27 protein-coding genes and 1 rRNA gene are annotated in these 24,347 nt (G+C 68.9%); 10 read left to right on the top strand and 18 right to left on the bottom strand.

All coding sequences use genetic code 11. From position 1 onward, the window contains the following. The first annotated feature begins 16 nt into the window (after positions 1–16). The 3 genes from ACZ7CH_RS30455 to ACZ7CH_RS30445 all read left to right on the top strand — a co-directional run bounded on the left by ACZ7CH_RS30455 (position 17) and on the right by ACZ7CH_RS30445 (position 2,810). The gene (locus ACZ7CH_RS30455) at positions 17–817 is read left to right on the top strand and encodes a TOMM precursor leader peptide-binding protein (protein ID WP_360401384.1); all 801 of its coding nucleotides are present in this window, start codon (positions 17–19) and stop codon (positions 815–817) included. After that, positions 814–2,127, top strand: a complete 1,314-nt coding sequence (locus ACZ7CH_RS30450; protein ID WP_360401387.1) for an ABC1 kinase family protein — start codon at positions 814–816, stop codon at positions 2,125–2,127. The genes ACZ7CH_RS30455 and ACZ7CH_RS30450 overlap by 4 nt, the downstream gene beginning before the upstream one ends. Positions 2,128–2,228: 101 nt before the next feature. After that, positions 2,229–2,810 carry a type IV toxin-antitoxin system AbiEi family antitoxin gene (locus tag ACZ7CH_RS30445; protein WP_470375513.1) on the top strand — a complete coding sequence of 194 codons (582 nt, stop codon included), beginning with the start codon at positions 2,229–2,231 and terminating at the stop codon, positions 2,808–2,810. A 744-nt stretch (positions 2,811–3,554) separates the two neighbouring features. On the opposite strand, the gene ACZ7CH_RS30440 is transcribed toward ACZ7CH_RS30445, so the two are convergent. The 4 genes from ACZ7CH_RS30440 to ACZ7CH_RS30425 form a co-directional block, all read right to left on the bottom strand. Continuing rightward, positions 3,555–4,427, bottom strand: coding sequence for a class I SAM-dependent methyltransferase (locus tag ACZ7CH_RS30440; protein WP_470371457.1), 873 nt, complete (start codon positions 4,425–4,427; stop codon positions 3,555–3,557). 287 nt (positions 4,428–4,714) lie between these two features. After that, positions 4,715–5,041 carry a WhiB family transcriptional regulator gene (locus tag ACZ7CH_RS30435; protein ID WP_360401396.1) on the bottom strand — a complete coding sequence of 109 codons (327 nt, stop codon included), beginning with the start codon at positions 5,039–5,041 and terminating at the stop codon, positions 4,715–4,717. Between the two features lie 99 nt (positions 5,042–5,140). Continuing rightward, positions 5,141–5,383, bottom strand: coding sequence for a hypothetical protein (locus ACZ7CH_RS30430; RefSeq protein WP_470375512.1), 243 nt, complete (start codon positions 5,381–5,383; stop codon positions 5,141–5,143). Positions 5,384–5,521: 138 nt separating this feature from the next. Continuing rightward, entirely contained in the window at positions 5,522–7,597 is a 2,076-nt protein-coding gene (locus ACZ7CH_RS30425; RefSeq protein WP_470375511.1) for an ATP-dependent DNA helicase UvrD2, read from the bottom strand. A gap of 63 nt (positions 7,598–7,660) precedes the next feature. Here ACZ7CH_RS30425 and ACZ7CH_RS30420 point away from each other — a divergent pair, with 63 nt between their 5' ends. Continuing rightward, positions 7,661–8,389, top strand: coding sequence for a DUF4191 domain-containing protein (locus tag ACZ7CH_RS30420; protein ID WP_360401405.1), 729 nt, complete (start codon positions 7,661–7,663; stop codon positions 8,387–8,389). Between the two features lie 115 nt (positions 8,390–8,504). Here the strand turns inward: ACZ7CH_RS30420 and ACZ7CH_RS30415 are convergent, their stop codons facing one another. After that, positions 8,505–8,978 (bottom strand): RDD family protein, encoded by a 474-nt coding sequence (locus tag ACZ7CH_RS30415; RefSeq protein ID WP_360401408.1) that lies wholly within the window; start codon positions 8,976–8,978, stop codon positions 8,505–8,507. 169 nt (positions 8,979–9,147) lie between these two features. Between ACZ7CH_RS30415 and glnA the strand changes: the two genes are divergently transcribed. From glnA to ACZ7CH_RS30395, 4 genes are all read left to right on the top strand, one after another. After that, positions 9,148–10,572, top strand: coding sequence for a type I glutamate--ammonia ligase (gene glnA / locus ACZ7CH_RS30410; protein WP_360401411.1), 1,425 nt, complete (start codon positions 9,148–9,150; stop codon positions 10,570–10,572). A gap of 151 nt (positions 10,573–10,723) precedes the next feature. Further along, positions 10,724–11,035 carry a DUF5919 domain-containing protein gene (locus ACZ7CH_RS30405; RefSeq protein ID WP_470375510.1) on the top strand — a complete coding sequence of 104 codons (312 nt, stop codon included), beginning with the start codon at positions 10,724–10,726 and terminating at the stop codon, positions 11,033–11,035. 146 nt (positions 11,036–11,181) lie between these two features. After that, positions 11,182–11,385 carry a hypothetical protein gene (locus tag ACZ7CH_RS30400; RefSeq protein ID WP_470375509.1) on the top strand — a complete coding sequence of 68 codons (204 nt, stop codon included), beginning with the start codon at positions 11,182–11,184 and terminating at the stop codon, positions 11,383–11,385. A gap of 27 nt (positions 11,386–11,412) precedes the next feature. Beyond that, the gene (locus ACZ7CH_RS30395) at positions 11,413–11,976 is read left to right on the top strand and encodes an inositol monophosphatase family protein (RefSeq protein ID WP_470375639.1); all 564 of its coding nucleotides are present in this window, start codon (positions 11,413–11,415) and stop codon (positions 11,974–11,976) included. Between the two features lie 363 nt (positions 11,977–12,339). On the opposite strand, the gene ACZ7CH_RS30390 is transcribed toward ACZ7CH_RS30395, so the two are convergent. The 4 genes from ACZ7CH_RS30390 to ACZ7CH_RS30375 all read right to left on the bottom strand — a co-directional run bounded on the left by ACZ7CH_RS30390 (position 12,340) and on the right by ACZ7CH_RS30375 (position 15,128). Then, positions 12,340–13,260 carry a hypothetical protein gene (locus ACZ7CH_RS30390; RefSeq protein WP_470375508.1) on the bottom strand — a complete coding sequence of 307 codons (921 nt, stop codon included), beginning with the start codon at positions 13,258–13,260 and terminating at the stop codon, positions 12,340–12,342. A gap of 396 nt (positions 13,261–13,656) precedes the next feature. After that, a complete protein-coding gene (locus ACZ7CH_RS30385) occupies positions 13,657–13,905 on the bottom strand; it encodes a hypothetical protein (protein ID WP_470375507.1) in 249 nt (82 codons plus the stop codon). Between the two features lie 72 nt (positions 13,906–13,977). Beyond that, positions 13,978–14,502, bottom strand: coding sequence for an NADAR family protein (locus ACZ7CH_RS30380; RefSeq protein WP_360401426.1), 525 nt, complete (start codon positions 14,500–14,502; stop codon positions 13,978–13,980). 50 nt (positions 14,503–14,552) lie between these two features. Then, positions 14,553–15,128, bottom strand: a complete 576-nt coding sequence (locus ACZ7CH_RS30375; RefSeq protein ID WP_470375506.1) for a hypothetical protein — start codon at positions 15,126–15,128, stop codon at positions 14,553–14,555. A 102-nt stretch (positions 15,129–15,230) separates the two neighbouring features. On the opposite strand from ACZ7CH_RS30375, the gene ACZ7CH_RS30370 reads away from it, so the two are divergent. Beyond that, positions 15,231–15,464: a hypothetical protein gene (locus ACZ7CH_RS30370; protein WP_360401432.1), complete on the top strand. Its 234-nt coding sequence runs from the start codon at positions 15,231–15,233 to the stop codon at positions 15,462–15,464. A gap of 67 nt (positions 15,465–15,531) precedes the next feature. On the opposite strand, the gene ACZ7CH_RS30365 is transcribed toward ACZ7CH_RS30370, so the two are convergent. The 6 genes from ACZ7CH_RS30365 to ACZ7CH_RS30340 all read right to left on the bottom strand — a co-directional run bounded on the left by ACZ7CH_RS30365 (position 15,532) and on the right by ACZ7CH_RS30340 (position 22,002). Next, positions 15,532–16,464: an NADP-dependent oxidoreductase gene (locus ACZ7CH_RS30365; RefSeq protein ID WP_458434238.1), complete on the bottom strand. Its 933-nt coding sequence runs from the start codon at positions 16,462–16,464 to the stop codon at positions 15,532–15,534. Further along, positions 16,461–19,355 carry a bifunctional [glutamine synthetase] adenylyltransferase/[glutamine synthetase]-adenylyl-L-tyrosine phosphorylase gene (locus ACZ7CH_RS30360; RefSeq protein ID WP_360401438.1) on the bottom strand — a complete coding sequence of 965 codons (2,895 nt, stop codon included), beginning with the start codon at positions 19,353–19,355 and terminating at the stop codon, positions 16,461–16,463. The genes ACZ7CH_RS30365 and ACZ7CH_RS30360 overlap by 4 nt, the downstream gene beginning before the upstream one ends. A gap of 32 nt (positions 19,356–19,387) precedes the next feature. After that, positions 19,388–19,573, bottom strand: a complete 186-nt coding sequence (locus ACZ7CH_RS30355) for a hypothetical protein (RefSeq protein WP_360401441.1) — start codon at positions 19,571–19,573, stop codon at positions 19,388–19,390. Beyond that, positions 19,570–20,703 (bottom strand): inorganic phosphate transporter, encoded by a 1,134-nt coding sequence (locus ACZ7CH_RS30350; RefSeq protein ID WP_360401444.1) that lies wholly within the window; start codon positions 20,701–20,703, stop codon positions 19,570–19,572. Before ACZ7CH_RS30350 ends, ACZ7CH_RS30355 begins: the two co-directional genes overlap by 4 nt. A gap of 86 nt (positions 20,704–20,789) precedes the next feature. Next, positions 20,790–21,545: a type 1 glutamine amidotransferase gene (locus tag ACZ7CH_RS30345; RefSeq protein WP_360401447.1), complete on the bottom strand. Its 756-nt coding sequence runs from the start codon at positions 21,543–21,545 to the stop codon at positions 20,790–20,792. A 25-nt stretch (positions 21,546–21,570) separates the two neighbouring features. Next, complete coding sequence (locus ACZ7CH_RS30340; protein WP_470375505.1) at positions 21,571–22,002, bottom strand: rhodanese-like domain-containing protein; 432 nt, start codon at positions 22,000–22,002, stop codon at positions 21,571–21,573. A gap of 80 nt (positions 22,003–22,082) precedes the next feature. On the opposite strand from ACZ7CH_RS30340, the gene ACZ7CH_RS30335 reads away from it, so the two are divergent. After that, positions 22,083–22,532 (top strand): Lrp/AsnC family transcriptional regulator, encoded by a 450-nt coding sequence (locus ACZ7CH_RS30335; RefSeq protein WP_458434242.1) that lies wholly within the window; start codon positions 22,083–22,085, stop codon positions 22,530–22,532. On the opposite strand, the gene ACZ7CH_RS30330 is transcribed toward ACZ7CH_RS30335, so the two are convergent. From ACZ7CH_RS30330 to rrf, 3 genes are all read right to left on the bottom strand, one after another. Further along, positions 22,529–23,344, bottom strand: coding sequence for a GNAT family N-acetyltransferase (locus ACZ7CH_RS30330; protein WP_470375504.1), 816 nt, complete (start codon positions 23,342–23,344; stop codon positions 22,529–22,531). The genes ACZ7CH_RS30335 and ACZ7CH_RS30330 overlap by 4 nt on opposite strands. Further along, the gene (locus ACZ7CH_RS30325; protein ID WP_470375503.1) at positions 23,332–24,159 is read right to left on the bottom strand and encodes a GNAT family N-acetyltransferase; all 828 of its coding nucleotides are present in this window, start codon (positions 24,157–24,159) and stop codon (positions 23,332–23,334) included. Before ACZ7CH_RS30325 ends, ACZ7CH_RS30330 begins: the two co-directional genes overlap by 13 nt. 106 nt (positions 24,160–24,265) lie before the next feature. Next, a 5S ribosomal RNA gene (gene rrf, locus ACZ7CH_RS30320) occupies positions 24,266–24,347 on the bottom strand; the annotation flags it as partial.

Here is a 24,347-nt window from a genome sequence, read left to right as displayed (position 1 = left end):
CTGCCAGTCTTCCGTTGTGGACACACGCCCCCGAGTGCGCAGCGGCCTGCCCGTGGTGCGCCGCGGCCCCGGCGTCGTGCAGGTCGGCACCGACCCGAAGCACGCCGTGGTGATCGACGAGCTGCCCGACGCCCTGGTCGACGAGCTGCTCGTCCTCGACGGCCGCCACACCCTCGCTGAACTGGGTGAAAGACTCCGCAGCCGCGGTGAGGACCCGGCCCTGCTGACCACCGTCCTGGAATCACTCGACCAGGTGGGACTGCTGGAGTCCCCCTCCCCGTCCAGGGGTGCCACGGCCGCCGTGTTCGGCTCCACCCACCTCTCCCTCGCGATGACGTCGCTGCTCGCCGAGTCCGGTGTCCGGCTCGCCCACCACGCCGACCTCGTGGTGCTCGCCGCGACCCTCGTCCCCGATCCGGCCGTCGTCTCCGGCCTGATGGCCGCCCGCACACCTCATCTGGCCGTGCGCGTCCGTGAGGGCGTGGGCATCGTCGGCCCGCTCGTGCTGCCCGGCCGCACCAGCTGCCTGAACTGCGCGGACCTGCACCGCACCGACCACGACGAGGCGTGGCCGGCCATCGCCGCGCAGCTCGTGGGCAAACCCGCCTCCTACGACGTCCTGTTCGCCTCCGGCACCGCCGCGCTCGCCGTCGCGCAGGTGCTGGAGTCGCTGCGCCACGTCCGCGGACCCGAGCAGGCACCGCCGCCAGTGCTCAACGCCACTCTCGAGCTGGACCTGGTCACGGGGGTTGCTGAGAGGCGGAGCTGGTATCCGCACCCTGACTGTCAGTGCAGCGCACATACCATGGCCGGGTGACCGAGATTCCGCGCAAGGCCGTGCAGCGCACCGCCAAGCTGGCGAGCCTCCCGCTCGGGGTGGCGGGCCGGGTGGTCGGCGGCTGGGGCAAGCGACTGACCGGACGCGCAGCCGACGAGGTCAACGCCGAGGTCACCGCCAAGACCGCCGAGCAGGTGTTCGCCGTCCTGGGCCAGCTCAAGGGCGGCGCCATGAAGTTCGGCCAGGCGCTCAGCGTGTTCGAGGCGGCCGTGCCCGACGAGCTCGCCGCCCCGTACCGCGAGGCGTTGACGAAGCTGCAGACCGCCGCCCCGCCGATGCCCGCCCGCACCACCCACCGCGTGCTCGCCGAACAGCTCGGCGCCTCCTGGACCAAGCGCTTCCAGTCGTTCGACGACGACCCGGCGGCCTCGGCCTCGATCGGCCAGGTGCACCGCGCCGTGTGGCACGACGGCCGCGACGTGGCCGTGAAGGTCCAGTACCCCGGCGCCGACGAAGCCCTGCGCGCCGACCTGAAGCAGCTGCTGCGCTTCTCCCGCCTGCTGCAGGCGGTCATGCCCGGCACCGACGTGCGCCCCCTGCTGGAGGAACTGCGCGACCGGTACCTGGAGGAGCTCGACTACCGCGACGAGGCCGCCAACCAGCGCGCCTTCGCCAAGGCCTTCGACGACGACCCGCACGTCGTCGTCCCCCGCGTCATCGCCTCGTCGCCGAAGGTGATGGTCACCGAGTGGACCGAGGGCGTGGGCCTCGCGAAGATCATCCGCGAGGGCTCACCCGAGGACCGCGACCGCGCGGGCCAACTGCTGTCGGAGTTCCACTTCTCGGCCCCGTCCCGCTCCGGCCTGCTGCACGCCGACCCGCACCCCGGCAACTTCATGCTGGGCGCCGACGGCCGCCTGCGCGTGATCGACTTCGGCGCCGTGGCCCGCCTCCCCGACGGCCTCCCGAAAACCCTCGGCCGCATGACCCGCCTGGCCCTCGACGGCCGCCCCGACGACCTGGTCGACCTCCTGCGCACCGAGAACTTCATCCGCGAGGGCATGTCCCTCGACGGCGAGGACGTCCTGGGCTACCTGGCCCCGTTCGTCGAACCGCTGCGCACCGAGTCGTTCCACTTCACCCGCCGCTGGCTGCAGTCGCAGGCCGAACGGGTCGGCGACCTGCGCAGCCCCGACTCCCAGACGGGCCGCTCGCTGAACCTGCCGCCGCAGTACCTGCTGATCCACCGCGTGACGCTGGGCGCGACCGGCATCCTCTGCCAGCTCGACGCCCACGTGACCGCGCGCGAGATCGTGGCGCGGTGGCAGCCGGGCTTCGAGGAGCCGTGAGCCGGCGGCCTCTCCACTCCGTCGAGTGAACATGGCGGAAGTTGTCCACAGCTTGCCTCCGAGGTCCCTTCCCCCACCGGTGTCTGCCCCAAGCTTGTCCCATGCCCATCACCACGACCGCTGACCTGCGCAAATCCGGCCTCTCCTCGCGGGAGATCCTCCGCCGCTGCCTACCGTCCGGCCCCTGGCAGTTCCTCCTGCCCGGCGTAGTCCTCCAAAAGCCTTCACCGCCTACCCGCCTGGACCGCCTGCACGCAGCCCTGTCCTACGCCGGCCCGTCCTCCGTGATCACCGGCGCCGACGCCCTGACCCGCCAGGGCGCCCGCCTCCCCCTACCCCGCCACATCCACGTGCTGGGCACCCAGAACACCCGCCGCTCCCACCCGAACCTGCTCCTCGAACGCACAACCCGCCCACCCACCGTCATCCACCACGACGGCCTCCGCCTGGCCTCCCCGGCCCGCGCAACCCTGGACCTCATGCGCCGCGAACAAGACGCCCGCGCGGTCGTGGCCGCACTCGACGCCGTGGTGGCCGCGGGCCTGTGCACGCCGCGCGATCTGCACGAGGAGCTGGAGCTGAGCCCTCGCCGCGGAACGGCGCTGGTCAGGCAGGCCTTACAGCACCTGTACCCGTTCCCCCTCAGCGCGCCCACTTCTGACTGCCCGGATGGGTCGCGTTGACCTGCCTGGTCAATGGTCTGCGTTGCTTGGGTCTTCGTTGCTTGCGGCGTGCGTTGCGCGTGGTCGTGCCCTGCCGCGACCGCTGCACGCTGGCTCTCGATCTCTGCCTCGCCGCTGCCAGCACCTATTCGGCCACTCTTTCGAGTGAAGCCGGTCCGGATTCCCGTTCTCGCTCGCCCGCAATGGGGAAGCGCGCGTGAGGCGGCCAGCCCCCGCAGGAACGAAGACAGCACCCGACACGCCTCAAGCCGACACGAACCAGCCAAGCCCGAATACGACCGCCGGACCAACAACGCCCACGCCGACGCCCACCACTCAGCTCGAACAGCCGTCCCTACAGCCCACCCGCGCGAACCGACCAAGCTCGCTCAAGGCAGCGAGCCCCACGCAAGCCGGCCAAGCTCACCCGTACCGACCCAGCCAACGCCAGCCCAGCCAACGGCCAGCCCAGCCAACGGCCAGCCCAGCCCAGCCCAGTCCACGCAAGCCAACCCACGCAAGCCAACCCACTCAAGCCAGCCCGGCTCACGCAAGCCAGCCCACCACCAAGCCAGCCAGCCTCACCCGCACCAGCCGTTCACCGCCAGTACTCGTCCGGCAACTTCCCCTCGATGTCCCGCACATGCGCCTTCGCGCACGCGTGACACAACCACCGAACCGTCCCCCCGATCCGCTCCGACGACCAGGCCAACAGCTCCAGCTCAGAAACGGACGCCCGCGACCGCCCGCACCTGTGGCACGCCGTCACCGCCGCCGTCCCACGTGGACGGTGTCGGTCTCCAGCAGGAACACGTCCTCCCGAGCACCGACGTACTCGGAGTCCGCCGGGTTGAGCAGGCGGCGCAGAGCGTCGCGGTCCGCGGGGTGCAGGTACGGGCCGGTGATCTCGGCCAGCCACGTCAGGCGGTCCACCGCCCAGTCGCGGACCTGCTGCTTCGCCGGGGCCGGGTGGTCGACGACGAAGCTGAAGGAGCCGATGTCGCCGAGGCCGGCGTCGGCCAGGGCGACGTTCCAGCCGACCGGCAGGCGGACGGAGCCGGCCATGTTCTCGCGCATCGAGACGAACCACTCGGCGCGGGCCGCGGCCATGCGGTCCGGGAGGCCGGGGTCGCCGACGCCGAGGTCCCAGGGCAGGAAGCGGGTTTCGAGGCCGCCCTCGGCCAGGGCCAGCCAGCCGCCGGGGGCCAGTGCGGAGGCCAGGCGGCGCATGCCGCGCAGCTGGTCGGGGAGGTGGTGGATGACGCGGGAGGCCCAGATGAGCTCGACCGGGCCCGTGAAGGAGAGCGGGTCTTCCGCGGCGAGGTCGGCGAGGACCGGCTTCACCGAGACCACGCCCTCGCCCTCGGTGCGGGCGGCGGCGCAGGCGGCGTCGAGGAGTTCGGGGGTGGCGTCGACCAGGACCAGGACGCCGCCGCCGTGGTCGCGGAGTGCGGCGACCAGGGGGACGGACATCGAGCCGGCGCCGCAGCCGACGTCCATCACGACGGGTGAGTCCGGGAGTGGTGCGACGAGTCTGCGGGCGACCGCGGACAGCGCTTCGGCCTGCAGTGCGCCGTAGCGCCTCATGCCCGAGAGGCGGGACGACCAGTCGATTCCGTCGTGGGTGTGGTGCGGCACAAAGGAAGACGGTACGGAGGAACGGCCGAGGCCGCCATCCACCTTCTCGTGGACGACGGCCTCCGCTCGTGACTGTCAGAGGTCGAGGCGAGCTGCTCTGCGTCCCGCCCATCGCGACAACCTGCGCCAACGTTGCGCTGACGCGAGGCGGTTCGCCAGGCGTTGCTCTTCCGCGTACCTCTGGGCTTCTTGTATTCGTATCCGCACGAGTTCTTCTTGCAGAGACATGGGGTGCAGTCCTTCGTTCGTGTACGCGGGCATTGCGTCGAGATTGATCACCGAGGTGTTCACGCCGCCGCCTCCGTCTTGTCCGAAGAAGCCACTGCCGCCGCCGCGTCCTTGCGCGGACGGCCACGGGGCCGCTTGCGAGCGATGACGACACCGCGCTCGAAGATCTCGCCACCCCAGACACCCCACGGCTCGTGCCGCGCGAGGGCTCCCGCGAGGCACTCGGCGAGCACCGGGCAGGTCCCGCAGAAGGTCTTCGCCTTCTCGAGCTCCGCCGGGGCGTCCGCGAACCAGAGGTCGGGGTTGTGGGTGCGGCAGGGCAGGTCAAGCCCCTCCGCGAGGTCCGGAAGTGTCTCGCCGGTGAGCGGGACAGTCGCGGTCAACATCAGGTTTTTCTCCTTGTGTGGGGTACAGCAAAAAACACGAAGGCCGCGGACTCTGTGCGAGTCCGCGGCCTTCGTGAGCCTGGTGGTCCTACGACCCCTCTATGGGGTCGGCAGGAGCCTTCTCACTTGATGCGCGGACAGCGCATTCGTGTAGTTGGGAACGTCATCGACGGTTGGGCGCAGGACCGGCTGCTCCACGAGCAGTCCGGTGGCGCGCTCACGGCCCAGCAGTTCCGCTGACCTGTGGGCAGACTTCTGCCACATGGCCGGAGCGGTTGCGGGCGCACAGAAGCGCTCGGTCACGGGGAGGCCGAGTGCGCGCGAAATTTCGAACTTCTTCACGATCGGCACCTCCCTCGGAGAGCTCTCTGCGAGCTGAGTAGTAGTTCTTCTTCCCCAGACGGGTCCTCCGGACCCGGCATGAGCAGGTTATGACCCCGTACCTGGGGCGTGCAACCTATTTAACGAAACTTGTCCCGATCAGGTGGCCGAGTCGCCCACACCGGCCCTCACCAGGCCCAACACGTCGTTGCCGAACCTGTCGAGCTTCGAGGCGCCGATGCCCGAGATCGCGACGAGCCCGGCCGAATCCCTGGGTCGTTGCTCCGCGATCGCCATCAGGGTCGCGTCGGTGAAGACGACGTACGCGGGCACTTTCAGCTCGCGCGCCCGGCCGGCCCGCCACCGGCGCAGCGCTTCGAGGAGTTCTTCGTCCACATCGGACGGACAGGAGCGGCAGCGGCCGAGCTTGATGGCCTGCGCTTCGTTGAGCGTCGAGGAGCACAGCCGGCAGGTCGGCTTCTCCTTCTTCATCAACGGAGGCCGTTGGGATGCGGCACCGGCCGGTACGCGTGCCGCGGGGTGGCTCTCCGGCACGAGGTTGTAGAGAAAACGGGAACGGCGTCGGTACTTACGGCCGCCCGCTGCGCGCGACAACGCCCACGACATCCAAAGGTGTTCACGCGCGCGCGTGACGCCTACGTACAGAAGGCGGCGTTCTTCTTCGACCTTCGCCTCGTCGCCGTCGGCGTATTGGATCGGCATAGTGCCCTCGACGAGTCCGACGAGGAACACGGCGTCCCACTCCAGGCCCTTCGACGCGTGCAGCGACGCCAGCGTCACGCCTTCGACGGTCGGCGGGTGCTGTGCCTCGGCGCGCATGTCCAGTTCCGCGCAGAACCGCGGCAGGTCGGCGTCGGGCACGGTGGAAGCCAGCTCCTCGGCGAGCTCCACGAGGGCGAGCAGCGACTCCCAGCGTTCGCGCGCGGACCCGCCCGTGGGTGGCTCGTCGGTGAGGCCGACCTTCTCCAGCAGCGAGCGCGTCACGTCGGGCAGGCTGCCGCTCATCTCGCCGGCCGAGCGCAGTGTGATCATCGCCTGGCGCACCTCTGCGCGTTCGAAGAACCGCTCGCCGCCGCGCACGAGGTACGGGATGCCCTGCGCGGCGAGCGCCTGCTCGTAGACCTCGGACTGGGCGTTGACCCGGTAGAGGATCGCGATCTCGGACGCCGCCACGCCCTCGTCGAGCAGCGTCTTGACGCGCCGCGCGACCGCGTCCGCCTCGGCGGGTTCGTCGTCGAACTCGTGGAACCGCGGCGCCGGGCCCTCCGGTCGCTGCCCGATGAGGTTGAGGCGGGAGCCGGCCGGGCGTCCACGGGCCCACTTGATGACCTCGTTGGCCAGTCCCACGACCTGGGGCGTGGAGCGGTAGTCGCGCTCCAGCCGCACCACCACGGCCTCGGGGAAACGGCGGGGGAAGTTGAGCAACGGCTGCGGCGAGGCACCCGCGAACGAGTAGATGGTCTGGTTCGCGTCACCGACGACGGTCAGGTCGTCGCGGCTGCCGAGCCACGCGTCGAGCACGCGCTGTTGCAGCGGCGTCACGTCCTGGTACTCGTCGACGACGAAGCAGCGGTAGCGGTCGCGGAACTCCTGGGCGACCTCCGCGTTGTCCTCCAGCGCGGCCGCGGTGTGCAGCAGCAGGTCGTCGAAGTCGAGCAGCATCGCCTCGTTCTTGAGCTGCTCGTAGGTCAGGTAGAGCTTCACGACCTGCTCGGCGGGCGCCGGGATGTCGCGTGCGGCGCGGGAGGCCGCGAGCGGGTAGTCCTCCGGGGTCAGCAGCGACGCCTTCGCCCACTCGATCTCGCTGGTGAGGTCGCGCAGCGCGTCGGTCTCGGTCGGCAGGCCCAGGCGTGCGGCGGCGCGGGCGACGACGCGGATCTTCTGGTCGACGAGTTCCCAGCGCGGCCCGCCGATGACGCGCGGCCAGAAGTAGCGCAGCTGACGGGAGGCGGCGGCGTGGAACGTCACGGCCTGCGCGCCGTGCACGTCGAGCGAGCGCAGCCGGGTGCGCATCTCCCCCGCGGCGCGCTTGGTGAACGTGACGGCGAGGACCTGCGACGGGGCGACGTGGCCGCGTTGGCACAGGTAGGCGATCCGGTGGGTGATGGTGCGCGTTTTGCCGGTGCCGGCACCCGCGAGCACGCACACCGGGCCGCGTGGAGCCTCGACCGCTGCACGCTGTTCCGGATCAAGACCCTCCAGCAACGCGTCCATAGCCGGGCAGTCTCGCAGACGGCCGATGCAACTCCGAGACCAGCGCGCCGTATCCTGGTGAGCATGGCTGGTAAGCAGGACAAGGCGGCTGCCAAGGAAGCGGCGAAGGTTCGCCGCGCGGCATCACGTGAGCGGCGCAAGCAGATCTTCGAGGCGTTCAAGATGCAACGCCGCGAGGACAAGGCGCTCATCCCGCTGATGCTCGGTGCGCTGCTGGGCGTCACCGCGATCGCCGTGGTCCTGGGCCTGGTCTTCGACGCGGTCTGGATGTTCGTGCCGCTGGGCATCGCGATCGGCGCGCTGCTGGCCGTGATCATCTTCGGCCGCCGGGTGCAGAGCAACGTCTTCCGCAAGGCCGACGGCCAGCCCGGTGCCGGTGCGTGGGCGCTCGAGAACCTGCGCGGCCGCTGGCGGGTCACCCCCGCCGTCGTCGGCACCACCCAGCTCGACGCCGTGCACCGCGTGCTCGGCCGTCCGGGTGTGGTCCTGGTCGCCGAGGGCGCGCCGCACCGGGTGAAGCCGCTCCTCGCGCAGGAGAAGAAGCGCATCGCCCGCGTCGTCGGCGAGACCCCGATCTACGACTTCATCATCGGCTCCGCCGAGGGCCAGGTGCCGCTCAAGAAGCTGCAGTCGACGTTGATGAAGCTCCCGCGCAACATCACGACGGCCCAGGTCGAGACGCTCGACGCCCGTCTCGCGGCGCTCGCGAGCCGCGGTGCCGCGCTGCCCAAGGGCCCGATGCCGCAGGGCGCGAAGATGCGCAACGTCCAGCGCACGCTGCGCCGCCGCTGACCTCGGTCACCACGCCACGCACCACAGCACCAGCACCAACCAGCACCAGCACGCGAGAAGGCCCGGCACACCTCGTGCGCCGGGCCTTCTCGCTGTTCAGGGGGTCTCTTGCGGGCTATCTGACCTTGATGACGACGGTGCCGGCGGCCTTGTCGTGCAGGCAGCGGCCGTCCGAGTCCCAGACCAGCGCCGGGATCAGCGGGAAGATGAGGACCGTCCGCAGCAGCGCGCGCGGCAGGTGCACGAACGCCTTGCCGTCGATGCGCGCCACCCGCAGGCCGAACACGGCGTGACCAGGGGTGAAGCCGAAGAACGCCACGGCGACGACCGTGATGACGAACCAGGCGAGCAGGCTCCAGTTGCGCGGCAGCTCCGGGCGCGTGAACAGCGCCGCGACCCCCGCGGACAGGAAGAAGTCGAGCAGGATGGCGAACGTGCGCCGCCCGACCGAGGCGATGGAGCCCGGCCCCTTCTCCGGGAAGCCGTGCCGCTCGCCACGCCAACGCTGCTGCTTGCCGTCGTTCGAGTCCTCGCCCGGTTCGAGTACCGAGCGGGGTCCTGACAGCCACGAACCGGTCCACCTGCTCACCCCTCCAGAGTAAGGCCGTGCTCAACGGGTGAGGACCGGCAGGTCGTCTTGCCCACTCGGACGGCCCCGTTAACACTGGCGAAACATCCGAGTGACGGACGGGCAACACCGCCGACATACGGTCGCTCGTGATGGCCAGCCGTAATCCATAGCCAAGGAGTCGACGAGGGTGTTCAAGAATTCCGACGAGGTGCTGAAGTTCATCACCGACGAGGGTGTCAAGTTCGTCGACGTGCGGTTCAGCGACCTGCCCGGCGTGATGCAGCACTTCACGCTGCCGGCCAAGGCGTTCGACGCCGACGCGATCGAAGAGGGTCTTGCCTTCGACGGCTCCTCCGTGCGTGGCTTCCAGTCGATCCACGAGTCGGACATGCTGCTGCTGCCCGACCTGTACACGGCGCGTGTGGACCCGTTCCGCATCGAGAAGACGCTGATCGTCAACTTCTTCGTGCACGACCCGTTCACGCGTGAGGCGTACAGCCGTGACCCGCGCAACATCGCGCGCAAGGCCGAGCAGTACATCACCGACTCGGGCATCGCGGACACCGCGTACTTCGGTGCCGAGGCCGAGTTCTACATCTTCGACTCGATCCAGTTCGACACCACCGGGAACTCCTCGTTCCACAAGATCGACGCGGTCTCCGGCTGGTGGAACACCGGCCGTGAGGAAGAGGGCGGCAACCTCGGCTACAAGGTCAAGTACAAGGGCGGGTACTTCCCGGTCACCCCGAACGACCACTACGCCGACCTGCGCGACCAGATGGTCCTCAACATGGAGGCCCAGGGCTTCACGGTCGAGCGCGCCCACCACGAGGTCGGCACCGGCGGCCAGGCCGAGATCAACTACAAGTTCAACACGCTGCTGCACGCCGCGGACGACCTGATGCTGTTCAAGTACATCATCAAGAACACCGCCTGGCAGGCCGGCAAGACCGTCACCTTCATGCCGAAGCCGCTGTTCGGCGACAACGGCTCGGGCATGCACACGCACCAGTCGCTGTGGAAGGACGGCGCGCCGCTGTTCCACGACGAGAGCGGCTACGCGGGCCTGTCCGACACCGCCCGCCACTACATCGGCGGCATCCTGCACCACGCGCCGTCGCTGCTGGCGTTCACCAACCCCACGGTGAACTCCTACCACCGCCTGGTCCCCGGCTACGAGGCCCCGGTGTCGCTGGTCTACTCCCAGCGCAACCGCTCGGCGTGCGTGCGCATCCCGATCACGGGCAACAACCCGAAGGCCAAGCGCATCGAGTTCCGCTGCCCCGACTCCTCGGGCAACCCGTACCTCGCGTTCTCGGCGATGGTCATGGCGGGCCTCGACGGCGTGAAGAACAAGATCGAGCCGCCGGCCCCGATCGACAAGGACCTCTACGAGCTGCCGCCCGAGGAGGCCCGCGACGTCAAGCAGGTCCCGGCCACCCTCGACGCGGTGCTGGACAACCTGGAGGCCGACCACGAGTTCCTGCTCGAGGGCGGCGTGTTCACGCCGGACGTGATCGACACCTGGATCTCGTACAAGCGCTCCGAGGAGATCGACCCGCTGCGCCTGCGTCCGAACCCCTACGAGTTCGCGCTGTACTACGACGTGTGATCGGCGCGGGGCTTTGACCAGCGGTTCCGCCGGTTGAAGCCCCAGCCAGGCCGCTTCCAGGAGAGGCCTTCTGATCGACCGACGGCCGAGGGCCGGGCGACTGTCTCAGTCGCCCGGCCCTCGGCCGTCGTGTCGTACCGTCCACGTGCTGATGCGGGAGATCTACATGGGTGGCCTTTCGCTGAACATGTTCTGCCAGCAGTACTCGGACCGGAGCATCCTCGACGCGATCGAGCAGGGCATGATCATCAAGGCGTTGTTCCTCGACCCGAACGGCACCTACACTATGGCCCGCGAGCGTGAGGAAGGCTTGCCGGATGAGCACCTCAGCACCCTCACGCGCTTGAACATCGAGGCGATCCGCCGTTTCGGCTCGAAGGTGTCGGCGAGCGCAACGGGATCACTCGGGATTCGCGTTTACGACAAGCCGCTTCGCTTCAACATCACCATCATTGACCAATGAGAATGTGTGGTGCAGTCGTACTTGCCGGACGCCCGCGAAGTTGAGTCTCCAACGATAGTCATTAAGAACGAGACTATGCCTGGTCTCTACACGACGTTCGCCTAGGTCTTCGACTCCACGTGGGACCGTGCGCGGGAGGTTGCTTGATGCAACAGCTCGACCACCTGGCGGACGTGGCCAGGTGTGCTGTCCAGATCGGAACCGAGCTGATCAAGACCACTCGCCCGCACACCGTCACCGAGAAGACCGACCGTGACACCTTCACCGAGGTGGACGTACGGATCGAGCACGAGGTCCGCGCCTTTCTCGCCGAGGCGACGCCGGAAATCGGTTTCGTGGGTGAGGAGTAGGGACGCAGCGACGCCAGTACCGACAGCCTGTACCTGTGGGGGCTAGACCCGATCGACGGCACCGCCAATTTCGTTCATGGTGTGCCCCCGTGCGGTGTCTCTCTGGCGCTGCTCCAGGGTGACCGCACGGTGATCGGAGCGATCTCGCTTCCCTACTTGGATCTTCACTACTCCGCCGTTCTTGGCGAAGGCGCATTCGTCAACGGGACGAAGCTCAAAGCAAGCAAGACAAACGAACTGTCCAAGTCGATCGTGGCGATTGGCGACTACGCGTTGGGTGAGGAGGCCGCCAACAAGAATCGCCAGAGGATCGCCCTCACCGCCGAGCTTGCCGCCCAGGTTGAACGCGTTCGGATGTTCGGATCCGCCGCACATGATCTCGCGTGGTTGGCCGAGGGGCGCGTTGATGGTGCGGTGGTCATGTCTAACAAGACCCTCGACCTTGCCGCAGGCATCCTCCTTGCGCGTGAGGCCGGGACACTTGCCTTGGACAGTTCGGGCGATGACCACACGATGACTTCCGCGCACACGATCGCCGCAGCACCAGGTATCGCCAACGAACTTGTGTCGCTCGTCCAGTCGGTGCTTTAACCGCCCAGTAGCAGCGACGCTGTCGATCAGGATTCACTGCTGAATTCAACTCTATGGGATCAAGGCACCGCCTGCGGCGACGCAGCCGGTCCCGCCTTACGTTTGCACCGATTCCCCGCATCATGGCACGCCGGGCTCCCGCCCCGCTCCGCCTGTCGGCCGCGCGCGGAATCGGCACACATGGTCGGGACGGCGGCACGCCAGCAGACATGAGTTGCAAGCAAACTACTTCCAGCTGCCGCAGTCGGGACGATCGCGCGGTCACATAACTACCAGCGCTAGGCACGGCGATCGACTGCCGCGACGGCTAGGCCGCCTTGCCATCGAATTAGTTACCAGGCGCGTCGTCGACGGATACATCAATTAGGCGTCTTGCGGACCATCCGCATCGCTTGGAGGCCTTCTGTACGAAGGCTTGTCGGTAATATGCGTGATGAGCGCCTCAGGATAATCAATCGCACGCGACTTCAATTCATTTGCCAGAAATTCGACTTTATCCCTGATGTAGTCGTCAAGCATATCATACGAGGTTATATCAATATTGAACTTCCCTTTAAGGTTCTTCGTTTTTATATCCCGCACAACGGTGGTCCAAGGCACTTTTTGCACATGAGGTGAAGCCGCATGACTGGTGTCGACATTAAAGATCGGACCGTTGGTCACCAGCAACGGAAAACAAAGATCTACATGAGCCCAGTCATTTCCCTTCCGCCACTCGTCGTGCTTTTCTCCCCACTGAACGGCTCGAAGCGCCTTAGCGAGCGGGTACACGATTGAATCAAAAACAGAAGAGTTGTTCGCGTTCCAATCCCCGCCTTTTCTATCAAGACGAACAAGCTGAGTTCCGTAAAAGCTGCGCAAACTCGCCGTCGCCAAATCCAGCTCAAGCCATTTCCAGACAGGAACTATATGCACGAACCTATCGCGCATGTATTGAATATCCTTAAATCGAAAACGGTACTCTTCCGGCGCTCGACGGATTTCGCTTTCGTTGGGCGGTCCACCTATTGCTACATATGGGTTTTCAGTATTTTTGCACTCTACAATAACTCGCACCCCGATCGATTGACGGTATTCATTACTCACATAGATCGATCGATACGCCAGGATGTCAACCTCCCGCGATTTCCCCTCATCGGGATCTTCATATCCAAAGCCTACGGTACAACTGTACGAACGCCCTTCAAGGCGACGGGCTACCTGCTGTTCGAACAAGAATCCAGTTTTTGATAGAGCATCGAGAATTTCACTACCATTCGGCTCACTATTCGACCGCTGATTCATTAAGCTATCTTAGCAAACGTGACATGCGCTTGACCTTCTCCGTCATGTACGTCGCGATATTGGTCGCGTTTATTTAGCGTCTCTCAACGTGTGCGCCGTTTGACCAGCTAAACGAGTGTCTCGGCACCTCCGCAACCGGGCATATAGGTGCTGGCGTGACGTAGTGAACTGGAGGGCTACATCGCCAGGCCGTCTCCAGGCCGCCGGACGTGGGTGAGCGACGGTCAACGATGATGAACGTCGAAAGGAAACGAGCAGGTCAGGCATGATGCGGCAGGATGAACCGCAGGTAGCCGCACATCGTTGGCTGTACTACGACGTGTGATCGGTGCTGTGAGCCAGTAGTTCACGACGAGGGCCGGATGACTGGGAACAGCCACCCGGCCCTCGTCCCGTTCACGCCCCGAGCAACGTCGCACTGGACCCGTTCACCCCGTCACGGACGTCGGTCACCACGACGTCGGCCTCCCCGCCGGTCGGCAGCCGGATGCGGGCCTCGCCGGCGCTGAGCGCCTCGGCGGACGTGGCGGCGCCGGACAGGGCCCAGACGCCCCCGGTCACCGCCTCGATCACGTCCACCCGGTCCAGCTCGGCCGTGCTGCCGTCCGGGTAGACGAGCCGGGCCGGTCCTGAGTAGCTGAACATGGTCTCTCCCGTTCGTCCGCGGCTGCGTTCTGCGGCTGCATGAGAACGAACGGGCCGTGACGGGTCACGGGTTCAGCTCGGCCTTGAAGACTGTCCGGAGAGGACGGCGAGCTGGGTGCGCACCTCCATCAGGGCCTCGCCGAGCAGGTTCAGCCCCCGCCACGACGACGGGTCCGCCGCGCGCGGGTCGTCCGCGGCCAGGCCGATGCCCCACACGCGGTCCAGCGGGCTGGCCTCGACGAGCACTCGGGTGCCGGTGCCCAGCAGGTACGCGGACAGGGCGGGGTCCTGGGAGAACTTCGCCAGGTTGCCGGTGACGACGATCTCCATCCGGGTCGCGACCCACTCGTCGTCGGAGAAACCGGTGACGACACGGCCCAGGGCCTTGGCCTCGGCGGGGGAAGCGGCCTGGAGGACTCGGGTGGCGACACCGGAGTCCCCGAACAGCAACGCTTTGCGCCACATCATGTAGTGCTCGGCGGACGCAAAGCGTTGCCCGTCAACGACGAACGAGCACGGCCACCACTGGGAGAGGCAGCCGCGGCCGATCGTGCCGTCGCGTTCGGGCTGGTGGCCCCAGAAGAACAGGTACTTCACGTGGCCACGGTAGCCCGGTCAACGGTCCGGGTCGCCGGGGTTTTCGGCAATCACTTCGGGAGCGGGATACCGGCGACGGAGACGGCGGCGCCGGTCGGGGCGAACTGGCCGGAGATCGACGAGAACGTCAGCGTGAGCGAGTTCACGCCGGCGCCGAGCTTCTCGTCGAGGACGACGGTGCCCGAGGTGGAGCTGCCCTGGGTGACGGGGCCTTCCCACTTGCTGCTCGCGGCGGTGTAGGTGCGCTTCAGGTCGTCGAGCACGGCGATGCCGTCGACGGGGAGGGTCATGCGGGCCTGGGACGCGTTCGTCGCTGTCACGAAGAGTTTGATGCGGCCGTTCGCGGCCTCTACTCGGGTGACCTCGATCGTGAGCATGCCGCGCTGCTGTTTGAACGAGCCGGTGGTGACCTTGACGTCGGCGGACGGCTCGGTGGTATCCAGTGCGGCGTCCGGGGTGGAGAGGTCGTCCGCGGTGGTCGTCGTGGTCGTGACGTTGGGGTGCGCCGCGGAGTTCTCGCCGCTCAGCATGAACTGGATCACTCCGAGCAGTGCGAGCACGACGGCAGCGACCGACCCGATGGCGATCACCGTCTTACCTCGGCGCGTGACCCTGCGATGCTGCATGACTTCCTCTGTTCAAACCCCCGCGACAAGGCACAGCTCCCCCACTGAGCGCAGCCAGTCTCATCTCGATCGGGTGAAACGTCAATGCGCTAGGGTCCGCGCGTGTCTGAAGATGTCGCCGAGTTCACGGCCCCGCAGCTGCTCACCACGCAAATCGTCGACTCCGCCGCCGAGGCGATCGAAGCGGTCCAGGCCGCTGACGTGCTCGATCTCGGTGTCCGGGTCTACAACCGCCTCGTGCCCGACGCCGAAGACGGCGAGTCGCTGGAGGAGGAGTGGGTGGTCGAGGTCTACAGCAACGCTCCCGCAGTCGACCCCGACGAGGACGAGGACTGAGCAGCACGAAGGGGGCACGCCGCCCCGGCGTGCCCCCACACCTCGTTCTCCTGCCCGCACCGCCGGGCTAGACCGTCAGCACGACCTTGCCGCGCACGTGGCCGCCGTCCAGCAACCGGTGTGCCGCAACCGCTTCCGCCAGCGGGAACGTCCGCTGCACCTCGACCTCCAGCGCGCCGGCGGCGACCAGGTCGACCAGCCACTGCGTCTGTTCCGCGTTCGGCCGCGCCCACGTGTTCGTCACACCGTGTTCCAGTGCCCGCGGCCCATCCACAATGGACGTCATCCGCGCCCGGTCGCGCACCAACCGCAACGACTGGTCGAACGCCACCCCGCCGACGTTGTCGAGCACCGCGTCGACCTTGCCGTCACCGCCCACGAGCTCGGCCACCGCGTCGACCAGCGCGTCTCCGTACGCGACCGGTTCGGCGCCCAGTGACCGCACGAAGTCGTGGTTGCGCGGTGACGCCGTGCCGAGCACCCGCGCGGCACCCAGCTCACGGGCGAGCTGCACCTGCAGGTGGCCGACACCGCCCGCGGCCGCGTGCACCAGCACGACATCTTCCTCGCCGGCGCCGACGGCCTTGAGCGACTGCAACGCCGTCAGCCCGGCCAGCGGCAACGCGGCCGCCGTCACGAAGTCCACAGTGGATGGCTTGCGCGCGACCACGCGGTCCGGCAGCGAGATCAGCTCGGCGTAGGCACCGAACTGCACGTGGTCCTTGCGGGCGTAGGCGAGGACCTCGTCGCCGGGTTGCCAGTCCCGCACGCCGATCCCGACGGCGCGCACCACACCGGCCACGTCCCAGCCGGGGATCAACGGCGTGTGGTGCGGCATCAGCCCCCGCAGGTACCCGGCGCGGATCTTGGAGTCCACCGGGTTCACCCCCGCCGCTTTGACCTCCACCAGCACCTGGTCGGGGCCGAGCAGCGGATCGGGCAGGTCCTGCCACGTCATGACCTCGGGGTCACCGAACTCGGTGAGCGCAATCGCCTTCACAGTCCCTCACCGTAGAAGACACGCTCCGCCACCGCACGGGCACGGCGGGTGGTGCGGCGGTACTCCTCCAGGAACTCGCCGGGGTCACCGCCGGGCGGGTACCCCATGACGGAGGCGACGGCGACCAGGTCGCGGCCCGAGGTCGGCAGCTGGTCGGAGGCCTTGCCGCGCACCAGCGTCACGGCGTTGCGGGCGCGCGTCGCGAGGTTCCACGCCGTGGTCAGCTCGGTCGCGTCGTCCTGGGTCAGCAGTCCCGCCTCCACCGCGGCCGCCATCGCCGCCATCGTGGACGGTGTGCGCAGGCCGGGCACGGCACCGGAGTGCTGCAGCTGCAACAGCTGCACGGTCCACTCGACGTCGGCGAGCCCGCCGCGGCCGAGCTTGGTGTGGGTGCTGGGGTCGGCGCCGCGCGGCAGCCGTTCGGCGTCGACCCGCGCCTTGATGCGCCGAACCTCCCGCACCGATGCCGCGTCGAGCCCGTCGGCCGGGTACCGCAGCGGTTCGATCAACGCCTCGAACTCCGCTCCCAGCGCGGTGTCGCCCGCGATGAACCGGGCCCGCAGCAGCGCCTGCTTCTCCCAGATCTCCGCCCACTTGCCGTAGTAGGCGCGGTAGGAGTCGAACGTCCGCACGAGCGGTCCCTGCCGCCCCTCCGGCCGCAGGTCGGCGTCCACCTGCAGCGGCGGGTCCTGCGAGGAGGCGCCGAGCAGCCGCCGGATGTTCTCGACGACGCCGCTGGCCCACTTCGCGGCCTCGGCGTCGGTCACGCCCTCGAACGGCCGGCACACGAACAGCACGTCCGCGTCCGAGCCGTACCCGAGCTCCCGGCCGCCGAGCCGGCCCATGCCGATCACGGCCAGCGCCGCCAGCGGTTCACCGGCGGACCGCACGGCCGCGTCGAGCGCGCTCTGCAGCACCGCCACCCACACCTCGGACAGCGACACGCACACCGTCTCCAGCGGCATCAGGCCCAGCAGGTCGGCCGCGGCGATGCGCAGCAGCTCGTGGCGCCGCAACGACCGCGCGGCCGCTACCGCCCGCGCCAGCTCGGGGTGCCGCGAAACGGCGCTGCGCAGCGGGTTGCCGACGGTCAGCGGGTCGCGTCCGACCAGCGCCTCGGTGTCGGCGAGCAGCCGCAGCACCTCCGGTGCGCGCACCAGCAGGTCCGGCACCAGCCGGGACGTGCCGAGCAGCACCGCGAGCCGTTCGACGACGGCACCCTCGTCCCGCAGCAGCCGCAGGTACCAGGGTGTCTCCGCGAGCGCCTCGGACACCTTCCGGTAGGCGAGCAGCCCGCCGTCCGGGTCGGGTGTGCCGGCGAACAGGTCGAGCAGCACGGGCAGCAGAGCGCCCTGGATGCGCGCCCGCCGGGACATGCCGTGGGTCAGCGCCTGGATGTGCCGCAACGCGCCGTCGGGTGAGGTGTAGCCGAGCGCGGCGAGCCGGGCCACCGCCTCCTTCGTGGTGAGCCGCAGCGCCTCGGTCGGCACGCCGGCCACGGCCTGCAGCAGCGGCCGGTAGAACAGCTTCTCGTGCAGCCGCCGGACCTGGTTCGCGTGCCTGCGGAACTCCGCGAGCAGCACCTGGCCCTCCGAGCGCTGCCCGTCGGCGGCCAGCCCGATGGACCGGGCGAGCCAGCGCAACGCCGCCGTGTCGTCGTCGGCGGGGAAGAGGTGGGTGCGCAGCAGCCGTTGCAGCTGCAGCCGGTGCTCCAGGGTGCGCAGGAAACGGTACGAGCGGCCGAAGTCCGCGGCGTCGTTGCGCCCGACGTACCCGCCCTTGCCGAGCGCGGCCAGCGCGGCGGTCGTCGCCTGGATCCGCAGCTCCTCGTCCGAGCGCCCGTGCACGAGCTGCAGCAGCTGCACGGCGAACTCGACGTCGCGCAGCCCGCCGCGGCCGAGCTTCAGCTCCCGTTCGGCGAGCCCGGTCGGGACGTGGTCCTCGACGCGGCGGCGCATGGCCTGCACGTCCTCGACGAAGTTCTCCCGCTCGGCCGCCGTCCACACGTACGGGCGCACGACGTCCAGGTAGGACTGGCCGAGCTCGGCGTCACCCGCGACCGGGCGCGCCTTCAGCAGCGCCTGGAACTCCCAGGTCCGCGCCCACTTCCTGTAGTAGGAGGCGTGCCCGTCGAGGGTGCGGACCAGCGCGCCCGCCTTGCCCTCCGGGCGCAGCGCCGCGTCGACCTCGAAGCACGAGTGGCCCGCGATCTGCATCATCGTGCTGGCCAGCCGGGTCGCCACGCCGAGGTCGCCCTCGGCGACGAACACCACGTCGACGTCGCTGACGTAGTTCAGCTCGTTCGCACCGCACTTGCCCATCGCGATCACCGCGAGCCGGCACTTCTCGACGCCGCTCACCTTCTCCCCGGCCAGCTCCAGGGACCGCCGCAGCGCCGACACCGCGAGGTCGGACAGCTGCTCGGCAACGGTGTCGTACGGCACGTACGGCAGGTCCGGTTCGACCACGTGCGCCACGTCGTTGGCCGCGATGAGCAGCAGCTTCGCCCGGTACTCGGTGCGCAGGACGCCCTCGGCGGGCAACGTCACGTCCACCGGTCCGGTGAGCGAACGCCACCGGTCCGGGTTCACGACGAGGAAGTCCGACAGGGCGGTCGAGGAGCCGAGCACCGCGAGCAGCCGGCCGCGCACGACGACGTCGGTGTGCAGCGCCTCCGACAGCGGGGCCCAGTCGGCGACCTCTCGCAGCCGTTCCAGGCCGCGCAGCGCGAGGTCGGGGTCGGGGCAGCGGGAGAGCGCGGCGAGCACCGGTTCGGCACCGTCCGCGGGACGGCGGTCGGCGTACAGGCCGAGGCCGCGCAGCACTTCCTCGCTGCGCGGCTCGGTGAGCCCGAATCTGGCTGGTGAGGCGGCGCGACCTGGTTCGCTCATCACGAACCAACCTAGTCGTCGCGCGGCTGGAACTAGAACACGATCAGGGAGAGCCCGTAGAGCACCACGGCGACACAACCGGCGAAGCTCGCGTACGCACCGGCCTTGCGGTTGCCCGACAACGCCCGGATGCCCACGACGAACAACGTCACCACGAGCACGGTGACCAGCAGCGTGGCACCGAAGACCTGCAGCAGCGCGACCCAGTTGACGGTCATGCCGCCACCTTGTGCAGCTCGGCCTGCGCGGCGACCTCGTCGACGATGTGCTCGGGCTTGACCGGCTCACGCCGCGACAGCACCCAGATGCCGATCGACACAGCGCCACCGATCACGGCGACGCCGATGACACCCGCGGTGCCGCTGGAGGCCCACTTGCCGGCGATGGCGCCGACGATGCCCGCGGCGGGCAGCGTGAGCAGCCAGCCACCGGCCATCTTGCCCATGGTGCCCCACTTGACGCCGCGGCGGTCGCGGCCGAGACCGGAGCCCATGATGCCGCCGGACGCGACGTGCGTGGTGGACAGCGCGAACCCGAGGTGCGACGACGCGAGGATCGCGGTCGCGGTCGACGTCTGCGCCGCGAAGCCCTGCGCGGGCTCGATGGTGGTCAGGCCGCGGCCCAGGGTGTGGGTGATGCGCCAGCCGCCGAGGTAGGTGCCGAGCGCGATCGCGACACCGGCGCTGATGATGACCCAGGTGGGAGGGGCCGAGCCGGGGGCGAGCGAGCCGGACGTGATCAGCGCCAGCGTGATGATGCCCATCGTCTTCTGGGCGTCGTTCGTGCCGTGCGCGAGGGACACCAGCGACGCCGAGGCGACCTGCCCGACCTTGAAGCCGGTGTGCGAGACGCGCGGGTCCGCAGCCTTCTTGAGCCGGTAGACGACGATCGTGGCGATGGCCGCGACGAGACCCGCGACCAGCGGCGCCACGATCGCGGGGACCAGCACCTTGTCGACGACCTTGGCGAAGTGGATGGCGTCCACGCCGGAGGAGACCCAGGCCGCGCCGATCAGTCCGCCGAACAACGCGTGCGACGAGCTCGACGGCAGGCCGACGTACCAGGTGACGAGGTTCCACATGATCGCGCCGACCAGCCCGCCGAAGATGATCGCGGGCGTGATCTTGGCGTCGTCGACGATGCCACCGGAGATGGTCTTGGCGACCTCAACGGACAGAAAAGCGCCGACGAGGTTGAGCACCGCCGACAACGCGACCGCCGTGCGGGGCTTCAGCGCACCCGTGGCGATGGAGGTGGCCATGGCGTTGGCCGTGTCGTGGAACCCGTTGGTGAAGTCGAAGATGAGAGCAGTGACAACGACGATGATCACTACAAGAGCGGGATCCACAATGATCCTCCGGCTGGATCGAACAAGCTGTCCAGGAGGTTACGGTACCGCCAACGGAGGAAGTCTTAAAACCTACGAAAGTAACGTCACACCAACGGAAGTTGTGTCCTCAAACCGCCCACGGGCGACAGTTCTCCCCGCACCAACATGGCGAATCTGCGCACGAACGGGTGCCAGACCTCTTCGAAGTCGCGGTGCGCCTCGGCGAGAAACTCGGGGTCGAAGTGGTGTGATCGTGCACACGCCGCGGATTCAGGGTCTTTGGCCGCCCAGTTCAAGACGATTTCCGGAGTCGTCTCGATGTGGAACTGCAGGCCATAGGCACTCGTTCCGACCCGAAAGGCTTGGTTCGGGTATTTCGGGGACGCCGCGAGCAGTTCCGCGCCGGGCGGCAGCAGGTGCACCTCGTCGTTGTGGAACTGCAGCACGTCCGGGGTGAACGGCAGGTCCGCGAACAGCGGGTCGTTCGCCGCCACGTCCCGCTTGGCCACCAGCAGGACCCCGACCTCCGGCCCCTTCGGGCCCTTGCGCACCTGCCCGCCGGTGGCCGCCGCGAGCAGCTGCGCCCCCAGGCAGATGGCGAGGGTCGGCAGCCGCTTCGCGACGGCGCTCGACAGCAGTTTCCGCACGTCGGCGAGCCACGGGTGGTCGAGGTCGTCCAGTGCGCCCATCTCACCGCCGAGGCAGATCACGCCCTGGTAGCCGTCGAGGTTCGCCGGTGCCGGCGTCTCCGGCAGCATGACCAGGTCGAGCTCGACGCCGTCGGCCAGGAGCCAGTCGCCCAGCTTGGCCAGCGGGTCGGACTTCGAGGGCTGCAGCACGAGCAAACGCGGAGACGTCACACCGGTGAGCCTATGTCGGCTGGGCTCAGCAATGACACGCGACCTTCGAAACACCTGCCGCGACCTGACCGTCTCCCTCGACCGGGTATCCCGCCTGCTCCCACGCGGTGATGCCGCCGGAGAGCCGCTTGACCCGGTAGCCGCGCCGGGCGAGGGCGAGCGCGCCCTTGGTGGCGGCGTTGCACTGGAAGCTCTCGCAGTAGCAGACGTAGACCAGGCCGGGGTCGAGGTCGAGCTGCTCGGGCAGGTCCCGGTGGGGCAGGTTGATGGCGCCGGGGATGCGCTTGCGCGCGAACGCCTCCGGGGCGCGGGTCTCGACGAGCACGAACCCGCGTGCGGTGCCGTCCACCAGGTCGCGGTGCACGTCGTCGGGGTCGGCCTCGAACGCGAGCTCGGCGGCGAAGAACGCGGCGGCGGCCTGCGGGTCGGCGGCGGGGAAGCGCAGTGCGTTGGTCATGGTGGTGATCCTGCTGGTCAGCGCCACCGGTGGACATGCGGAAGTCCAGGCGTTGCGGGCGTTGTGCCTATGATTTCCAGGTGGAACTCGACGCCCTGGACTGGAAGATCCTCGCGTTGTTGCAGCAGGACGGGCGGATGTCGTTCACCGCGCTGGCCCGTGAGGTGTCGCTGTCCGCGCCCGCGGTGACCGAACGGGTGCGCCGGCTGGAGGCGCTCGGGGTGATCACCGGGTACACGGCGGTCGTGTCGCCGGCCCGGCTGGGACTGCCGATCGAGTCGATCGTGCGGGTGCGGGTGCGGTCGCTCGACACGCCGCGGTTCCGCTCGCACGTGCTGGCGCTGCCGCAGGTCCGCGACGCCGACCACGTGACCGGTGACGACTGCTGGCTGCTGCGCGTGGTGTGCCGCTCGATGATCGAGCTGGAGGGGCTCGTCGAGGTCATGCAGCGCTACGGCGACACGACCACGTCGCTGGTGTTCTCTTCCCACGTGCGCAACCGGCCCGTGGAGTCGGCGCTGTTCGACTAGTCCCAGCTGTGCTCGGACCAGTCGGAGACGTGCCGGAAGCCGATGCCCCGGTAGACGGAGTTCGCCGTCGGGTCGTGGACATCCGCGGTCAGCACCACGTGGTCGGCGCCCTCTTGCCGTGCCCACCGGCTGATCGCGGCGGTGGCGGCGGCCGCGTAGCCGTGCCTGCGGTGCTCGCGCGGGGTGAAGACCGGTCCGACGCGTGACACGCCACCGACCGGGGTGGTGCTCGCCGCCCAGGACACCGGTACACCGTCGACGAGCCACAGCACGTGGCCCGCGGACATCCACCGGCTGTCCAGCGCCCGTTGCGCGGCCACCTCGCGGGGCAGCCCGTCGAGCTCCTCGACGAAGTCGGTCCACCAGCCGGTGACGAGGTCGTCGTCCGCGGCGGTGGCGAGGCGGGCCGCACCGGGGACGTCCGGTTCGACGAGCTCGCCCAGCCGGTAGAGCCGCAGGACGTAGACCTCACGACCGCCGGGACGCCACAGCGCGCGGAACGCGTCGACCCGGTCCCGGGGGCCGGTGACCTGGCTGACCTCCGGGTCGTGCTCGCGCACCGCGGCCACCACCGCGGGGGCGGCGACCGGCGGCATCGCGGCGACGTGCAGCGGGCGGCCGGCCATCCTGGTCACCGCGCCGACCACCGTTCCGTTCTCGTGCAGGGAGAGGAGCGTGGCGGCACGGCGGTGGCCGCGGAGGGCGGCGTCGACGGCGGTGAGGTGCACGCTGTGGTTGACGGGGTCGGCTTCGAGGAAGGCGCCGGCCGTGGCCACGAACCCGGTGATGTCCTGGTGGGTCAACGCTTCCACGTGTGCTCCGTCCAGTACTCGACCGGCGCGTAGCCGATCCGCTGGTAGATCGAGTTCGACGTCGGGTTGGCGAGGTCGGCGAAGAGGACGACCGCGGTCGCACCCCGACCGGTCGCCCACTGCGTGATCATGGCGGTCACGGCAGCGCCGTAGCCGTGGCGGCGGTGTCCGGGTGGCGTGTAGACGGGTGCGACGCGGGTCATGCCGGCGATCGGGGCGCTCGCCGCCGCCCACGCGACGGGTGTGCCGCCGGCCTCCCAGACTGCATGACCGTTGCCGAGCCGCAGTGAGCTCCGCATGATCTCCTCGGCCGGCTGCACGGGCGCGTTCGGTGACGCCTCCTCGGCGAACGCCTTCCGCCACCGCGCGAGGAGCGGCACGTCGTCCTCGGTCGCCATCCGGCCGGAGCCCGCGACCGCCGGGGGCGCCAGGGTGCCCAAGCGGTAGAGGCGGGTGGACATCGTGACGCGGAACGGCCGTCCCCACGCTGTGGCGAACGCCTCGGACTTCTCGCTGGGCCCGGTGACGCCGGGGAGGTCCGGGTCGACCTCCCGCAGCCGGTCGACCGCGAGCTCCAGCGCTTCGAGCGGCAGGTCCGCGGTCTGCACCACCCACGGCAGGGTGCGGATGACGGAGCCGACGAGCTCGCCGCGGTCGTGGAAGGTGATCAGGGTCGGCGGCCGGTTCGGGTCGGGGTGCCGGCGGGCCCGGTGGAGTGAGGTGAGAGCGACGGTGTTCCGCACCGGATCGGCTGCGAGCCGATCGTGCGCGATGGCGTCGAACGACGCCTGGTCTGGGTACACGACCGCGTCCATGGCTCCATGAGACCAGGGCCCGCAACCGAAAAAGATGCGGACATGGCAGAAGACCCCTGCGGGGAGCACTCGAGGTGCTCGACCCGCAGGGGTCTTCTGTACGTAAGTTCGGCGGCGACCTACTCTCCCACACCGTAACCAGTGCAGTACCATCGGCGCAGAAGGGCTTAACTACCGGGTTCGGAATG

The organism is Lentzea sp. NPDC037011, assembly GCF_055607425.1.
This window is presented reverse-complemented; position numbering and strand designations above follow the sequence as displayed.

Coding starts and splice junctions, on each gene's coding strand:
- ACZ7CH_RS30445 (WP_470375513.1), top strand. CDS start 2,229: ATGCCCATCACCACGACCGCTGACCTGCGCAAATCCGGCCTCTCCTCG.
- ACZ7CH_RS30435 (WP_360401396.1), bottom strand. CDS start 5,041: ATGTTGACCGCGACTGTCCCGCTCACCGGCGAGACACTTCCGGACCTC.
- ACZ7CH_RS30425 (WP_470375511.1), bottom strand. CDS start 7,597: ATGGACGCGTTGCTGGAGGGTCTTGATCCGGAACAGCGTGCAGCGGTC.
- ACZ7CH_RS30420 (WP_360401405.1), top strand. CDS start 7,661: ATGGCTGGTAAGCAGGACAAGGCGGCTGCCAAGGAAGCGGCGAAGGTT.
- ACZ7CH_RS30405 (WP_470375510.1), top strand. CDS start 10,724: ATGCGGGAGATCTACATGGGTGGCCTTTCGCTGAACATGTTCTGCCAG.
- ACZ7CH_RS30400 (WP_470375509.1), top strand. CDS start 11,182: ATGCAACAGCTCGACCACCTGGCGGACGTGGCCAGGTGTGCTGTCCAG.
- ACZ7CH_RS30390 (WP_470375508.1), bottom strand. CDS start 13,260: ATGAATCAGCGGTCGAATAGTGAGCCGAATGGTAGTGAAATTCTCGAT.
- ACZ7CH_RS30385 (WP_470375507.1), bottom strand. CDS start 13,905: ATGTTCAGCTACTCAGGACCGGCCCGGCTCGTCTACCCGGACGGCAGC.
- ACZ7CH_RS30375 (WP_470375506.1), bottom strand. CDS start 15,128: ATGCAGCATCGCAGGGTCACGCGCCGAGGTAAGACGGTGATCGCCATC.
- ACZ7CH_RS30360 (WP_360401438.1), bottom strand. CDS start 19,355: ATGAGCGAACCAGGTCGCGCCGCCTCACCAGCCAGATTCGGGCTCACC.
- ACZ7CH_RS30355 (WP_360401441.1), bottom strand. CDS start 19,573: ATGACCGTCAACTGGGTCGCGCTGCTGCAGGTCTTCGGTGCCACGCTG.
- ACZ7CH_RS30340 (WP_470375505.1), bottom strand. CDS start 22,002: ATGACCAACGCACTGCGCTTCCCCGCCGCCGACCCGCAGGCCGCCGCC.
- ACZ7CH_RS30325 (WP_470375503.1), bottom strand. CDS start 24,159: ATGGACGCGGTCGTGTACCCAGACCAGGCGTCGTTCGACGCCATCGCG.